Annotated in this window: 17 protein-coding genes; 7 read left to right on the forward strand and 10 right to left on the reverse strand. The window is 38.0% G+C overall.

The window, feature by feature from the left end; translation table 11 throughout:
- Positions 1–86 precede the first annotated feature (86 nt).
- Complete coding sequence (locus tag NC797_RS00160; protein ID WP_272434545.1) at positions 87–1,433, reverse strand: glucose-6-phosphate isomerase; 1,347 nt, start codon at positions 1,431–1,433, stop codon at positions 87–89.
- A gap of 394 nt (positions 1,434–1,827) precedes the next feature.
- On the opposite strand from NC797_RS00160, the gene NC797_RS00165 reads away from it, so the two are divergent.
- A complete protein-coding gene (locus tag NC797_RS00165; RefSeq protein WP_272434546.1) occupies positions 1,828–3,039 on the forward strand; it encodes a threonine synthase in 1,212 nt (403 codons plus the stop codon).
- 69 nt (positions 3,040–3,108) lie between these two features.
- On the opposite strand, the gene yugI is transcribed toward NC797_RS00165, so the two are convergent.
- Positions 3,109–3,507 (reverse strand): S1 domain-containing post-transcriptional regulator GSP13, encoded by a 399-nt coding sequence (gene yugI, locus NC797_RS00170; RefSeq protein WP_272434548.1) that lies wholly within the window; start codon positions 3,505–3,507, stop codon positions 3,109–3,111.
- 290 nt (positions 3,508–3,797) lie between these two features.
- On the opposite strand from yugI, the gene NC797_RS00175 reads away from it, so the two are divergent.
- Positions 3,798–4,649 carry an alpha/beta fold hydrolase gene (locus NC797_RS00175; protein ID WP_272434549.1) on the forward strand — a complete coding sequence of 284 codons (852 nt, stop codon included), beginning with the start codon at positions 3,798–3,800 and terminating at the stop codon, positions 4,647–4,649.
- Between the two features lie 50 nt (positions 4,650–4,699).
- Entirely contained in the window at positions 4,700–5,860 is a 1,161-nt protein-coding gene (locus NC797_RS00180) for a MalY/PatB family protein (protein ID WP_272434550.1), read from the forward strand.
- 106 nt (positions 5,861–5,966) lie between these two features.
- On the opposite strand, the gene NC797_RS00185 is transcribed toward NC797_RS00180, so the two are convergent.
- Both NC797_RS00185 and NC797_RS00190 read right to left on the reverse strand, forming a co-directional pair.
- Positions 5,967–6,548: a superoxide dismutase family protein gene (locus tag NC797_RS00185; RefSeq protein ID WP_272434551.1), complete on the reverse strand. Its 582-nt coding sequence runs from the start codon at positions 6,546–6,548 to the stop codon at positions 5,967–5,969.
- Positions 6,549–6,630: 82 nt separating this feature from the next.
- Positions 6,631–6,822 (reverse strand): hypothetical protein, encoded by a 192-nt coding sequence (locus tag NC797_RS00190; protein ID WP_272434553.1) that lies wholly within the window; start codon positions 6,820–6,822, stop codon positions 6,631–6,633.
- Positions 6,823–7,344: 522 nt separating this feature from the next.
- Here NC797_RS00190 and kapB point away from each other — a divergent pair.
- Positions 7,345–7,725 carry a kinase-associated lipoprotein KapB gene (kapB, locus tag NC797_RS00195; RefSeq protein WP_272434554.1) on the forward strand — a complete coding sequence of 127 codons (381 nt, stop codon included), beginning with the start codon at positions 7,345–7,347 and terminating at the stop codon, positions 7,723–7,725.
- A 49-nt stretch (positions 7,726–7,774) separates the two neighbouring features.
- Here the strand turns inward: kapB and NC797_RS00200 are convergent, their stop codons facing one another.
- The 3 genes from NC797_RS00200 to NC797_RS00210 all read right to left on the reverse strand — a co-directional run bounded on the left by NC797_RS00200 (position 7,775) and on the right by NC797_RS00210 (position 9,780).
- Positions 7,775–8,947: a cation:proton antiporter gene (locus NC797_RS00200; RefSeq protein WP_272435204.1), complete on the reverse strand. Its 1,173-nt coding sequence runs from the start codon at positions 8,945–8,947 to the stop codon at positions 7,775–7,777.
- Positions 8,948–8,959: 12 nt separating this feature from the next.
- Positions 8,960–9,448 carry a cation:proton antiporter regulatory subunit gene (locus tag NC797_RS00205; RefSeq protein ID WP_272434555.1) on the reverse strand — a complete coding sequence of 163 codons (489 nt, stop codon included), beginning with the start codon at positions 9,446–9,448 and terminating at the stop codon, positions 8,960–8,962.
- A gap of 68 nt (positions 9,449–9,516) precedes the next feature.
- Positions 9,517–9,780 (reverse strand): phosphocarrier protein HPr, encoded by a 264-nt coding sequence (locus NC797_RS00210; protein ID WP_272434556.1) that lies wholly within the window; start codon positions 9,778–9,780, stop codon positions 9,517–9,519.
- 228 nt (positions 9,781–10,008) lie between these two features.
- Here NC797_RS00210 and deoD point away from each other — a divergent pair, with 228 nt between their 5' ends.
- From deoD to NC797_RS00225, 3 genes are all read left to right on the forward strand, one after another.
- Positions 10,009–10,719, forward strand: coding sequence for a purine-nucleoside phosphorylase (gene deoD / locus NC797_RS00215; protein ID WP_272434557.1), 711 nt, complete (start codon positions 10,009–10,011; stop codon positions 10,717–10,719).
- A 65-nt stretch (positions 10,720–10,784) separates the two neighbouring features.
- Complete coding sequence (locus tag NC797_RS00220) at positions 10,785–11,189, forward strand: YuzC family spore coat inner layer protein (protein WP_272434558.1); 405 nt, start codon at positions 10,785–10,787, stop codon at positions 11,187–11,189.
- A 295-nt stretch (positions 11,190–11,484) separates the two neighbouring features.
- The gene (locus NC797_RS00225) at positions 11,485–11,958 is read left to right on the forward strand and encodes a divergent PAP2 family protein (protein ID WP_272434559.1); all 474 of its coding nucleotides are present in this window, start codon (positions 11,485–11,487) and stop codon (positions 11,956–11,958) included.
- 79 nt (positions 11,959–12,037) lie between these two features.
- On the opposite strand, the gene NC797_RS00230 is transcribed toward NC797_RS00225, so the two are convergent.
- From NC797_RS00230 to NC797_RS00240, 3 genes are all read right to left on the reverse strand, one after another.
- On the reverse strand, positions 12,038–12,721 hold the full coding sequence (locus NC797_RS00230) for a 3D domain-containing protein (protein ID WP_272434561.1): 684 nt from the start codon (positions 12,719–12,721) through the stop codon (positions 12,038–12,040).
- Positions 12,722–12,802: 81 nt separating this feature from the next.
- Entirely contained in the window at positions 12,803–13,114 is a 312-nt protein-coding gene (locus NC797_RS00235; protein WP_272434562.1) for a YuiB family protein, read from the reverse strand.
- A 220-nt stretch (positions 13,115–13,334) separates the two neighbouring features.
- Positions 13,335–14,555, reverse strand: coding sequence for an NAD(P)/FAD-dependent oxidoreductase (locus tag NC797_RS00240; RefSeq protein ID WP_272434563.1), 1,221 nt, complete (start codon positions 14,553–14,555; stop codon positions 13,335–13,337).
- Between the last annotated feature and the right edge of the window lie 288 nt (positions 14,556–14,843).

Consider the following 14,843-nt stretch of genomic DNA (forward strand, 5'->3'; position numbering starts at 1 on the left):
GTATTTTCCAGCAGCAAATTTTATACTTTCTTAATCTTACAAAAAAACCCTCACTAACGATTGTGAAGGTTTTACACTTTTTCTCATTATAATCGCTTTTCTAATTTAGCCCTTTGATCTTCAAATCCTGGTTTACCAAGTAAGGCAAACATATTTTTTTTGTATGCCTCTACACCTGGTTGATCAAATGGGTTAACCCCAAGTAAATAGCCACTGATGGCACAAGCCTTTTCAAAGAAATAAACGGCATAGCCAAACGTGTACGCATCTAACTTCGGTAAATGGATAATTAAGTTTGGAACATCACCGTCTGTATGTGCAAGCATTGTTCCTTGATATGCTTTTTCGTTCACCTCTGTTACCGTTTTTCCTGCTAGATAGTTTAATCCATCTAAATCCTCTGCATCCTTTTCAATCGTATAATCTGATAGAGACTGTTCAACATGTAACACCGTTTCAAATAGATCTCTCCGACCTTCTTGGATGTATTGACCGAGTGAGTGAAGATCTGTTGAAAAGTTTGCAGAAGAAGGGAAAATACCCTTAAGGTCCTTTCCTTCACTTTCTCCAAACAGTTGCTTCCACCATTCTGAAAAATACTGTAGAGAAGGCTCATAGTTGACAAGTAATTCAATTGTTTTCCCTTTATTATACAGAACGTTTCTCACAGCTGCATATTGATAGGCAGGGTTATTTTCAATATGCTCGTCACTAAGCTCTTTTTGAGCATTTTGTGCCCCTTCCATCATTGCAACAATGTCAATTCCGGTCACTGCAATGGGAAGAAGTCCGACTGCCGTTAATACAGAATATCGTCCCCCAACATCATCCGGAATAACGAAGCTCTCGTACCCTTCCTTTGTAGCTAAGGTTTTTAAAGCTCCTTTTTCTTTGTCTGTTGTTGCATATATACGTTTACTTGCTTGTTCTTTTCCGTATTTTTCCTCTAATATGTTGCGAAAAATACGGAATGCAATGGCAGGTTCTGTAGTAGTTCCACTTTTTGAAATTACATTAATCGAAAAATCTTTGTTTTTCAACATATCTTGTAAATCGTTCATATATGCTGCACTGATATTATTCCCAACAAAGAAAACGTGTGGAAACTTGCGTTGTTCCGTTGATAGCGCGGCATAAAAGGAATGATTCAACATCTCTAATGCCGCTCTCGCACCTAAGTATGAACCACCAATTCCGATAACAAGTAGTATTTCAGAATCTGCTTGTATTTTTTCAGCAGCTTGTTTGATTCGCTTAAATTCATCTGGATCATATGCGGTTGGGAGGTCAACCCAGCCTAAGAACTCATTTCCTGCACCCGTCTTATTATGTAATGCGTGATGCGCCAATTTGACAGGTTCTTTTAAATAGGTTAATTCGTGTTCACCAAAGAAATCTAATGCTTTATCGTAATCAAAACGTATATGTGTCATATCATTCCTCCATTATTAGTGTGTTCAAAAAGTCGGCAAATTAGAAGCAAGCAGGTCGAGGCGGCGATGCTTCTGAGGACCGCAGTGTAGGCTTTCCCTACATGAGGACCGGAAGAACGAGCCAACGAAGAGATGCGTAGCTTATCATTTGGTGACTTTTTGAACATCCTCTATTATGAGAATTTCAAACTTAACTTTACAGAAACACGCTTTTAAAATCAAGCCAATAGAAAATTACTGTAAGGGGTTGTTCGAAAGTTATGAAATGATAAGCTGCACATCTTTTCGTTACTGTAAAGCAAGCATTTATTTTTAAGAATGCCAAATTATTTCTCAAACCTCTGCTGATCTTCTATACTAATGGAAGATGTAAGATTACAAGGGGGAATCGATTTTGACATTTAGCTATGTTTCTCATTTATATTGTCCACGTTGTGAGAAAACTTATGACGCATCGAAAAAGCAGCAGCTCTGTAGTTGTGGTTCACCATTACTCGTAGCATATGACATGGAAAGGTTAACGGAAAATTGGCGGCCAGAACAATTACATGATAGAGAACAGTCGCTGTGGCGCTATCATGAACTATTACCAGTAAACGACCCAAAACACATCACATCCCTTGGAGAAGGGATGACACCACTCGTTTCCATGGATCGTATTGGCCAAGAGATGGATATAGCAGCGTTATTTATGAAGGATGAAGGACTAGTCCCAACAGGTTCATTTAAAGCAAGAGGAGCTGCCGTTGGTGTATCCAAAGCAAAAGAACTCGGCGTAGAGGAATTAGCCATGCCTACCAATGGAAATGCAGGTGCGGCATGGTCACTGTATGCTGCACGAGCAGGTATTACTGCAACTATTGTTATGCCCGTTGATGCACCATACATTACCAGGGTAGAATGCCAAATTGCTGGTGCAAACCTCTTTCTTGTCAACGGATTGATCAGTGACGCAGGAAAAATAGTAGGCGAAGAGATTAAAAAGCGTAATATATTTGATGCCTCTACCTTAAAAGAGCCGTATCGCATCGAAGGAAAGAAGACGATGGGATTGGAAATTGCCGAACAACTTGATTGGAACGTCCCGGACGTTATTTTGTATCCAACTGGTGGAGGTGTTGGTTTAATTGGAATTTATAAAGCACTAAAAGAATTACAGCAGCTCGGGTGGTTAACTGGAAACAAATTGCCTCGCCTCGTTGCTGTTCAAGCTGAAGGGTGCGCTCCTATTGTAGAGGCTTGGAAGGATGGAAAAAAATCTTCTGAGTTTTGGCCGAACAGTAAAACGGCTGCCTTTGGGATAAATGTGCCAAAAGCATTGGGTGATTTTCTCGTTTTGGATGCTATTTATCAAACGGATGGATGTGCAGTTGCTGTAGACGATCAAACACTATTAGAGGAACAAAAGAACGTTGCACGTATGGAAGGTGCATTTGTATGTCCAGAAGGGGCCGCAGCATTCGCTGCTGCAAGGAAATTGCGTAAACAAGGATGGATACAATCGAATGAACAGGTCGTTGTATTAAACACTGGTGCTGGGATCAAGTATCCTGAAACCGTTGAGCTAGACATTCCCGTTTTAGAACCTGGTGATTCTTTACCTTAAGGCCTTAAATGCATGTTGAAAGAAAAAGTGGACACTGGTATAATCACCGACGTCCACTTTTCTATATTGTTAATTTTTATATGTGCTTTCTCGATCCTCTGATTGCTCGATCCACTCTTCTAGCTTATCTTTAAGTGTGTTAAAACCCGCAGAATTATTGTCTTCCTGTTGTTTGTTTACTTGTTGTTTCTGAGGTTTTGCCTTTTTCTCTGGTTTTTTTGGTGCTTCCTCAGTTGCACGAATAGACAAAGAATATTTATTTTTTTCTTCATCAATGTTAATGATTTTTACTTTTACTTCATCTCCTATTGAAAGATGCTCGTTAATATCTTTCACAAAGCCATGTGTTACTTCAGAAATATGCACTAAGCCTTGTATCTCTTCATTAAGGGCAACAAATGCACCATAAGGTTGAATACCAGCCACTTTTCCTTCAATGATTTGTCCTACTTCAAATTTGTCTGCCATGCTGAACAACTCCCGATATTTTATTCATAACTTTATACACAATTATTTATTTTACCACATTCGGCTGTTTCTAGCAAAACATCTGAAAATGAAAGTTTACTATGCAAACGTTTTTCGAAATTATTTTTTTAAATAATTTCAATAAACATGTTTAAATCTTTCTTGTTTAGGTAATAATATGAAACGTAAGACTTTCTCGTATTCCCCCTGTAAAGCAAAGCGACCGGCTCGCTTTGCTTTTTTTTTGACACCAAATACTTTCTTTACTAGAAAGGAGCTTACATATAAAGATGAACACTAAACCAAAAAAGCAATGGTTCTTATTCCAAAACACCAATATATGTTATCAAGTATACGAATTATCTCCTCATAAGCACAAACCTACACTTATCTTTATTCACGGATTTCTGTCTTCACAGTATAGTTTTCGAAAATTGGTTCCATTGTTAAACCACTATTTTGACATTATTACATTAGATCTTCCACCATTTGGAGATAGTGATCGTGCTAAAAAATTTCGTTACTCTTATGAAAACATGTCAGAGCTAATTATCCACTTTATGGATATACACACGATAAAGAGTTGTTACTTGGCAGGACATTCATTGGGTGGTCAAATTGCCTTGATGTGCGCATATCATTATCCTGACCGTATTAATCGCCTATTTTTAATGGCACCATCTAGCTACATGAAAAAGGCAAGCATTGGTACGTACGTTTTTAGTTGGCTACCGTTTTTTCCATTCTTTTTAAAAAGAATGTTTTATCGAAAAGGCGTTTACAACATACTGCAGCAATGCATATCAGACACATCTCTTATTACAAAAGATATGATTACAACATATGCCAAACCTTTTTTAGATAAAGAGATGTTTATCTGTTTAACGAAAATGATACGAGACCGAGAAGGGGATCTGGATCGTACTTTTTTACAATCCATTCAAACTAAGACAGATATTTTTTGGGGGAAAGAGGATGAGATATTACCAGCACCAATTGGATATCGTTTAGTCCAAGACCTTCCAAATGCCACCTTACACACATATAAGTATGCAGGTCATTTATTACCAGAAGAAGTTCCTGACCGGATATCTGATCAAATAATTTCCGTTTTGTCAGCTTCGAATTCATCCTTTCGTTAAGGTACACTTTTTTATGATATGATAGATACGATTACGAGGGGGGAATTGCAGTGGGGAACTTTACAAAACAGCCTCAAAGAACTGGAACGAGGTCTGTTAAGTGGGATCGAGCAAAATCTATATACGGGTCAAATGACGTGTTACCCATGTGGGTGGCTGACATGGACTTTAAGGTTCCAGCTGAAATCGAAAATACACTTCTTGCAAGGGTCAATCACGGCATTTTTGGATACACCATTACGGACAAACAAGTGGATGAAGCCGTTATCAATTGGTTAAAAAAAAGGCATGGTTGGGATGTGAATCGTAAATGGCTCACATATAGTCCTGGTGTGATAACTAGTTTACATATGGCCATTCAAGCTTTAACAAGCGTAGGTGAACAGATTCTTATTCAAACTCCTGTTTACACACCGTTTTATCATGCAGTTGAAAAGCTAGACCGCAAATTAGTGACGAACTCACTATTCTTAGAAAATGATCAATATAGGATTGATTTTGATGACTTTGAACAAAAGCTGTGCGAGGGAACAAAAGCGTTTATTTTATGTAACCCGCATAATCCAGGCGGTCGAGTGTGGACAAAAAGTGAATTAAAAAAAATGGTCGATCTGTGTATCCAGTATGACGTTTTGGTTTTTTCAGACGAAATTCATTCTGATTTAATCTATTCCTCTGCAAAGCATGTGCCCATCGCTTCATTATCAGAGGATGCAAGCAAACAAACAGTTACTCTTATGTCTCCAACAAAAACATTTAACCTTGCTGGACTACAAACATCTTTTATTGTCACTTCCGATCATAAGAAAAAAGAAAAAATACAGAGACAATTCGGAAAGCAAGGGATCCACTTTCTCAACACAATGGCGATATATGCCTTAGAAGCTGCATACAAAGACGGAGAAGCTTGGTTAGAAGAATTGTTACAAGTGTTAGAGGAAAACCGAAGATACGTAATAGATGCCTTTAAAGAAACGGATCAAATCCATGCAATTCCGCCAGAAGGCACATATTTAATTTGGCTTGATTGCAGAAACATGGGGAAAGACCAAGCAGAACTTAGGAAATGGATGAAAGAAAAAGCAAAGGTTGGTTTAAATGATGGCGTTTCTTTTGGGGTCGAAGGAGAAGGATTTATGAGAATGAACATAGGTTGCCCTAGGGAAACAGTGGTTGAAGGAGTAGGTCGAATCCTTGCAGCCCTTGAGTAAAAAGCGAACTCGTTTCAGCAAGCTGAAACATCGGGGAATCCTAAACCATTTAAAAGATTAAAAAGCTAGGTAACGGAAAAGAAACAGACTACCTAGCTTCTCAACACTATTCTTTCTCTTTGTTTGATTCAGTTGGATCCGTTGGTGCAGGTTCGACATTACCTTTGTTATCCACCTGAATTTTGCCACAACCAATTCTCGCCCCTGATTCTCCAGCTGGTTGACTTATGCCATCATCCTGCTTCTCGTGTACAACTAAAGAAGTGCCATCATCTTTTAAAATCGAATTCTTCCCATCCATTAGCGTAGCACCACTAATTATCAACTCTGTGTTTACTGTTCCATCACTGCCAGCTTCGATATTAGGCAAGTCTCCGAGATGAGCTCCTTTCGGGTGCATCAAGCCGTGTTCTTTATTCTCGGGATTTACATGACTTCCAGCAGACTTAAAGTCAGGACCTTCACACAGTGGTTTTTCATGGACGTGAATACCATGGAAGCCTGGTTCTAAGCCTTCCAAACTAAGTTTTGCGTTAACACCATCAGATTGCTCCGTAAGAGTTGCCGTTCCTATCCTATCCCCAGCAGGATTGTACATTTGTACTTCAATTGGTGAACGCGAGTTTTCTTCACATGCACCTAAAAAAAATAGAAGACCCATTATTCCAGAAAATAACAACCATTTCATTAAAAGATCCCTCATTTCTATAGCACTTCTAGTTTTGTAGTATAAGCAAAAAAGTGTCTAAATAAACAAGAGATCTTTCCATTCACCTAAATTGGTCTTCTTTTTCTGTTTTCTCCGAATGAGAATATTGCTCATCTATCTTCTTCTCTTCTTTCTTTGAATGTTTGTAGAAAAAATACATCACGATAACTGCACCTAAAACAAAGAGAAGTAAATTTAATACTGCAGGAATATATTCCGTTTTATCTTCAGGAAAATACAAAAAATCCATCATCATGCATCACACCTTTCCCTGCCCATTATATCAAACATGATCTAGGCCGTTTCACTTTTTTATGAACATTTATTAAAAATTCCTAAGCGGACTGAGAGGCCCTTATTCTCGGGAAAAGGACGGATTCCCATGTTTAAGCGGACTCACAGGCCCTTATTCACTGTAAAAGGGCTTTTTATGGCTGGTTTTTTGGCAATTAACGGCCTCTCAGTCCGCGAAACCCGTCAAAACCATAGATTTTTGCAAAATAGCGGCTTCTGAGTCCGCTAAAAATCCTAAGCGGACTGAGAGGCCCTTATTCACTGTAAAAGGGCTTTTTATGGCTGGTTTTTTAGCAATTAACGGCCTCTCAGTCCGCGAAACCCGTCAAAACCATGGATTTTTGGCAATTAACGGCCTCTCAGTCCGATAAATCTACCAATACCCTGAATAGCTGTATGTCCTCTCATAAACAAATCTGCTTGTCATAAACATACCGATTCTGTCAAAATAAGAGTATTATAAAAGAAAAGGGTGATGCAAATGTCAGATTTAAAAGTAGGCGATAACGTTCGCGCGCACCACAAGTCTGGTATCTATATAGGGAAGGTCGTAGAAGATAGAGGGGAAAAATTTTTAGTACAGGTGCTTTCTGTTACAAAGCACCCGATGCAAGGGGATTTACACCATCCTGGTGCAGTAGAAGATGTGTTTTTTCATCAGAGGAAAGCGTTAAGCTATAATGAGAAAGCGAACGTTTCCAAAAAAGCTGTCTATCCATTCGAAGGAGAAATCCCCCCCTACAAAGAATCCCTAAAACAAGCGGTAGAGGACATGGAGGAAAGACTACAAAAGAAGGAAACCGAGTTTAATAAAAAAGCATTAAACGAAATAAACAAGCTTAAAGAAAGCTATCCTCTATAAATATCCAGCTGTACGAAATTCAACATAACTGTTCATTTCGTACAGCTTTTTATGAACCCGGTACCTTCAAATCCTTTTTCTTTGACTTAGACTTCCCGTGAATTTTATTTACGATCTTTGGTGCACGTTCAAAAAGAAGCATTCCTAAAAATGCCGCAATCACTATATACAGACCGCCAAGCACCTTTATTGGTCCTGTTGCGACACTTGCTATTACAACCGAGAATTCCCCTCTTGCACATAGGGAAAGACCCGCCCGCAAAGAAGCCTTTCGTGACATCCCATACCATCGTCCTCCGACAATACCTACTAAGATTTTGGCAACTACGGACCAAATTAAAAGAACCGAAAGAAAAACTGGCATTGGTACCCCATTACCCAGCTCGATCGTTGTGCCAAAATAGACGAAAAAAATGGGAAGCATTAAATCTCTTACAGGCGAAACAGTTTGCTCTACCTTCTCGATTTTCCCAATTTCAGCTAGCATCATCCCAGCTAAAAACGCGCCTAAAACCTCTGACAATCCAAGAGCTAAAGCAAGACCACCGTAAGATAATGCAATCCCGACTAGTAAAGCCATCTTGTAATCTTCGTCATCGATTTTTAATAAAAACTGTTCAAACCCTTTAAACAATGTCTTGCCAAGGATAACAGCACCCAATGTCAAGCCAACTACTTTACCAATTAAGAAAAGCGCATCACTGCTTTGAAAACCTCCACTTGTACTTACTCCTATTAGTACTGCAATAATAAGTGGGGCAATTAAATCTTCAAATATTAAAATAGCTAAAATAAATTCTGTTTCTGTATTTGCCATTCTACCTTTATCATCCAAAAGCTTTGCTGTAATCGAAGAGCTTGTTGCATATGTAATACCACCCATTAGAAAAGAAGTAAACAAGTCAAGGCCAAATCCAATAGCAATGATCATTGTTACACCAAGGCTTAGTACAACGTCTAAAAGACCAGAAGACCAAATTTTCTTGGCTATGCCTCCAAGACGTTTTATACTAAATTCAATACCAAGCAGGAAGAATAATAATACAATTCCTACTTCACTTGCAAAATATAAAAGCTCATTATCAGTAAGATAGTCGGCAACAACAATCCCAAACAAAATATATATAATCACACTTGGAAAGTTAATTTTAAAGCTTAAAAACCCGAGATAAAAGATGCCTAATAAAACTAACCCCGCTCCAAGTAGGGTCGGAAAATCCATAAACAAGTTTTATCATTCCTCTCCTTTACACAAAGCAGCGAGAGACTCAAGTTGATCCTTTTTCCCTATACACATAATCACATTTCCAGGCTCTAACACTGTATCAGAATCAGGAATTGCGATTGTTTCGTCTCCTTGGACAATTCCAATAACGGTTGCACCCGTCCTATTTCTAATTTCAGAATCCTCAATCGTTTTGTAGGCAATGGATGATTGTTCCTTTAGCTCTACATAGTCAATAACAATCTGTTTTTTAAATACCTTTAATTGATCAGCATCAACAGGCTGGTATGTTGCACCTAGCAGTTGAGCACCTAGTTCCCTTGTTTCATCCGGAGTTAGATCCATTGCAAAATCTGCTTCATCACTATCCGCATCCTCGAAAAAATAAAGTTCTCTTTTTCCAGTATGATGCACGATCAATACAAGCATACTTTCTTCGGCAGTTTTTAAAACAATTTTTTGGCCGATACCCGGCAATTGAGACACCGATATTTTCACGTAAAACACCTCTTAAATCTAATAAGATAGAAAAAAACAGCTAGAGGGAAAACCCTAGCCATTTTTTATTATTCACCAAGATGTTCCTTGATAACCTCTGCAATCCCATCTAAAGCTTGCTCCTCGTCATTACCAGTTACACTGACTTTGATTTCCGCTCCTTTTGGTACACCGAGTGACATAACACCCATAATCGATTTTAAATTGACCGTCTTTCCGTTATAATGTAATTCGATTTCAGATTCGAATTGACCTGCTTTGTTAACAAGAAGTGTTGCCGGACGTGCATGTACACCCGTATCATCTGTAATCGTAAACGTTCTTTCCTTCACTCTCATTCATCCTTTCAACGAACTCCATTTTCTTTTCTTATTTACACACAATACTATATTTAAACCATCATGTGAAAATCTATCCTTATTATATACAAATTCCCTTTGTTTAGAAACATATTCACATCAAATTTCTACAGAATATTGATTTCTTTGTTCCATTATTTGAGTTCCCTCACCCAATATGATACTTTATTTTGTAGTAAAGTAAATAGGAGGATTATAAAAATGAGCATACATATTGGAGCTAGTAAAGAAGAAATTGCTGATAAGATTTTACTTCCAGGTGATCCACTTCGCGCCAAATACATTGCAGAAACCTTTTTAGATGATGCTAAATGTTACAATGAGGTACGTGGTATGTATGGATATACAGGTACCTATAAAGGAGAGCGCATTTCCGTTCAAGGTACAGGAATGGGAGTACCATCCATATCCATTTATGCTACTGAATTAATGCAAAGCTACGATGTACAAACATTAATAAGGGTTGGGACTTGCGGCGCTATACAAAGTGATGTAGAAGTACGTGATGTCATTTTGGCCTCAACCTCCTCAACGGATTCCCAACTGAACCGTGTGACATTTGGTGCTATTGATTTTGCCCCAACAGCTAATTTTAAACTATTAAAAGATGCCTTTGAGACAGGTCAAAAAAAAGGATTGCAACTTCGTGTTGGCAATGTGTTTACAAGCGATAGCTTTTATCGAGATCATGCAGAGGAACTTCATCAAAAATTGGCTTCTTATAATGTATTGGCAATTGAAATGGAAACATCTGCTCTATATACTCTGGCAGCAAAATACGGGCGCCGTGCTCTATCCGTATTAACTGTTTCAGATCACCTTTTAACAGGAGAAGAAACAACCTCTCAAGAGCGTCAAACTACTTTTAACGATATGATTGAAGTTTCATTAGACGCAGCGATAAAAAACTAACGATCACATAACCCGAACCGCCTCCTTTTTCTAGCATATGATGGTTAAAAAAGGAGGCTTTTTTTATGCGTTTTGCTCATTACTCCTATCGGCCTTATCCGATATGCCATACACAAAACCCAAATGATATGGTATACAGCTCTTTTCCTGTCTCCAGATATAGACAAGAGGAAACGGAATACCCTGAAATAGATCCTAATCAGCTTTTACAGTCAGCCAACACATTTCAAAATTTAATGGATGAAGCAGATAAGATCGTAAATGCATTTTCTGACTCAAAGGAATTTTGCTACAAAGTAATAGATGCTGCACAAAAAAATGAAAAAGATAAAGTGGAGCAATATATTAAGAGTACGGGAATCGAACAACCTATCTCCATTTCCTATAATCCAGACGGAATACACTTAACATTATCAGATGTAACAAATGACATTGAGTGTTGTGAATTGTCGATAGCCTTGCACTGGTAGGCTATCGATGTCCACGTTGTGCATTGAATCATCCGTGAATCAGAGGAAGAATGATGCTTCAGCTGATTCACCGCTCCATGTGTAGTATAAAATCCTACACCACATCAACATATACCCATTCCAACCAATAGTTATGTTATAATGAGAACTAATTCCTTTCACCATCTATCCCTGTTGGTAACATAAAAAATTTCAATGTTGACTACGGTCTGACTTCCCAAAAAGAGTAGTAGTACATTTGTTAAACAGGGGAAAGGCTACAGGTACTAGACCAATTCTGAGAGGATGACTTGTAATGGAACTTTTTTCAAACTTTCCTTTGTGGGTAGCACTTGCTTCCATTATTTTTGCTCAAGGCGTTAAAGTGCCCATACAATACATAGCTACAGGAGAATTCAATCCAGGTTTGGCATTTAGCACTGGTGGGATGCCCAGTAGTCATAGTGCTGCGGTAACTGCACTTACCACTGGAGTTGGTTTGGAAGAAGGGGTATCCTCATCCGTTTTTGCTGTTGCAAGCATTATTAGTATCATTATTATGTTTGATGCGACTGGAGTGCGTAGACATGCAGGCCAACAAGCAATTGTATTGAACATGCTTTTAAAAGATTTTCAGTATTTTATTGAGCAATCCAAAACTTGGGCTTACAAAGGAGATTACGAAAAAAAGAAAGAATTAAAAGAACTTTTGGGGCACCAACCCATTGAAGTTTTTTTTGGGGGGTTAACTGGAATTATTATCGCTATCGTACTATACCCTCTTTGGTAATATTTATATTTCTGCAAAAATTTAAACAAAAAAACCCTTTGGAGATAATCTCTAAAGGGTTTTTATAGTAAAAACAAGATTAGCTTTTTCTAATTTGTTCACGAAAAACCTGTAAGGCTTCTGTTTCGTTTAAATTTTTCATGGCATTTTCCGTTAATTTTCCGTTCCCTTTTTCAATTAAGTACACTTCAACTTCCTTTTTCCCCCACTTTTCGTATACATCCTTTACCGTTGGATAATACAAATCGATTTTATTACCGTTGATGGCAGAACCTTTGTCTGCCACAACCCCGTAGCCATACTCTGGAATAAACAGAATGGTACCGATCGGATATACACTTAAATCTGCAGCAATGGTCGAGTATAAGTCTCTTTTAACCTTGACACCAGAATAAGTAATACCGTATAACGGGTGGCCTGGACTTTTCCCAGTCGATTCTACCCCAGCAGTATAACCCGTTGCAACTACTGTATTACTTGGGTATTGTTCAAGGTTAATAGCATCCTCTAGCGTTTTCGGACCTTCAATTTGAACACTTGAAACATACCTTGTTTCCGTATCCATTTGTCTCAGTGATTTTTTCGCCAAAGCCAAACTCCTATACCCTTGATCTTTAAAATCTGAACTTGAATTGCTAGACTCCAAATCTATCATACGTAAATCAACTGCAGAAACGTTCGACACTGTGGATATAGTAGTATAAAATGCACCTAAAAATAGTACCGTCATGAACATTCTTTTGATAATTTTCATTTTTTTCAATGGATAACACCTCTCTGGATGTCATCATTTCCAAAATGATTATTTTTTATACAAAATTCATGGGGATTTTTTTAACGACGATTAAAACATTTGATATCCTCTTGCTCTAAGCATTTTCATGACAATACCAGATACAATCGTGCCGATAAATCCAGTAATTAAAATAACGATATCCACTGTCGTAGCCTGGAGCAGCTCTCCCCACGCTGTAGAGAATGCACGAGCAGGTTCCGTAAAGTAAGTAGAAGTAGGTAATTCATCTACAATCATTAGAACGATTATCGGATAAATAAATGACATGATCCATGTTTGCCGTAAAAGCATATTTAGGATAAAAGCAATGCCAAAAAATAAAACAAAGAATAATAGCATAGAAACGATCAATTGCAGCACAGTGTATTACCTCCAGATAGTTTATTCATTTTTCCTATTCCTCATTTTAGTATGGATTATGTGAAATAGGCAAGAATGAGGCGATGGTCAGGGAAGCTACTCGGTTTCCACGGACGACCCCGTTGCCATATTATAGGCCTATGTTGCAAAAAAACAAGGACAAATAATGTTTGTCCTTGTTTTTGATGTAACCTGCTAAGTGAAGAAGCAGCTCGCATTTTTAGTGAAATATATTGAATTTCCCTTTTTTCAACAACAGACCAATGCCACCTAGCTTTAGAAGCCAGCGGTTGTCAATAACTTTTTTCATTACGGTTGCTTGCCAGCCAAATAGCTTCTTCCCAAATACAACCCCAATTGCGTCATCATCACCTAATGAAGCAACTGTCCCTTTTATTTCAGGAACAAATTCCTCTGTCTCTTCACTTCCGCTAATTAGCGCTTTTAGGTTATGTGCAGCAATGTCCGCCATCTGCATGGCAATTTGTGCTGTAGGTGGGTATGGTCTTTCTGTCTCTTTATTCATAATTAATGCACAATCCCCTACTACAAACACATTTGAGTAGTCTGGTGCACGTAAATCTGGTTTCACTTCCACTTTTCCTCGGTTGTTTTCAAAGCCTGATTCTTCTACGATTGAATTTGCCCGAACACCCGCAGCCCATACAGTTGTTAGTGTCGGAATTTCTTCGCGTTTTTCATCCTTTTCGACGACAATTTTATCTGGATGACACTCTTTTAAGAAAGTACCAAGTTTAAATTCTACTCCTCTTGATTCAAGGGAATTCATTGCATATTCCACTAACTGTGGATCAAAACCAGGCAAAACAGTTGGTGCTGCTTCGACGTTTATAATTCGGACTTTACTTCTTTCAATATCATACTCCTTACATAGCTCAGGAACACGATTAGCTAATTCCCCAACGAACTCAATACCAGTGAAGCCTCCACCACCGACAACAATGTTCAAACGCTCTTGTTTCTTTTCAGGGTCATTATTATACATAGCAAAATTGTATTCGATATGCTCTCTGATGAGACGTGCAGTGTTAATGCTATCAATTGTAAAGGCATTTTCAATTAGTCCAGGTATGCCAAATGTTGCTGCTTCAAAGCCTAGCCCTACTACAAGGTAATCATAGTCGATTTCCCCACCATTTTTAAGAAGAACCTTGTTGTCATCTGGTTTAATGGATTCAACCGTATCTTGGACAAAATTCACCTTGCTAAAGTTAACAACATCCTTGATTGGCACACGGGTATTGTCATGGTGCAAATTTCCTGCTGCATTTTCATGAAGCCATGTCGTTTGATAGTGATAATCATGCTTGTTGACAAGTGTAATATTCGCATCATTAACGCTAATCATTTTTTGAAGCTTTACTGTTGTCATAATCCCGCCGTAACCGGCTCCTAGAATTACAATTTTCGGTTTATTCATGTGATCACTTCCATTTGTTTAATTTTGCGAAAAATGTTAAAAAAGTATAATAGGACATTACTGCTTGTGACTTTTTTCACGTATGAAGATGTAGTAATTTGTCACAAAATCGTAATATGATTTCTAGAGATAATCTTAGACCCTTTTGTTCTATTTTTCAACCCAAAACTTATTTTTTTAAATATTACAAATTTTAATCACTTGTGCATATTCACACATAGTTATTCACTTTATGATAAAATATAATTGCTTTTTAAATATGTAAAGAAAGAACAGGAGGAAACATTC

It is taken from the genome of Terrihalobacillus insolitus (assembly GCF_028416575.1).
Taxonomy (GTDB): domain Bacteria; phylum Bacillota; class Bacilli; order Bacillales; family Amphibacillaceae; genus Terrihalobacillus; species Terrihalobacillus insolitus.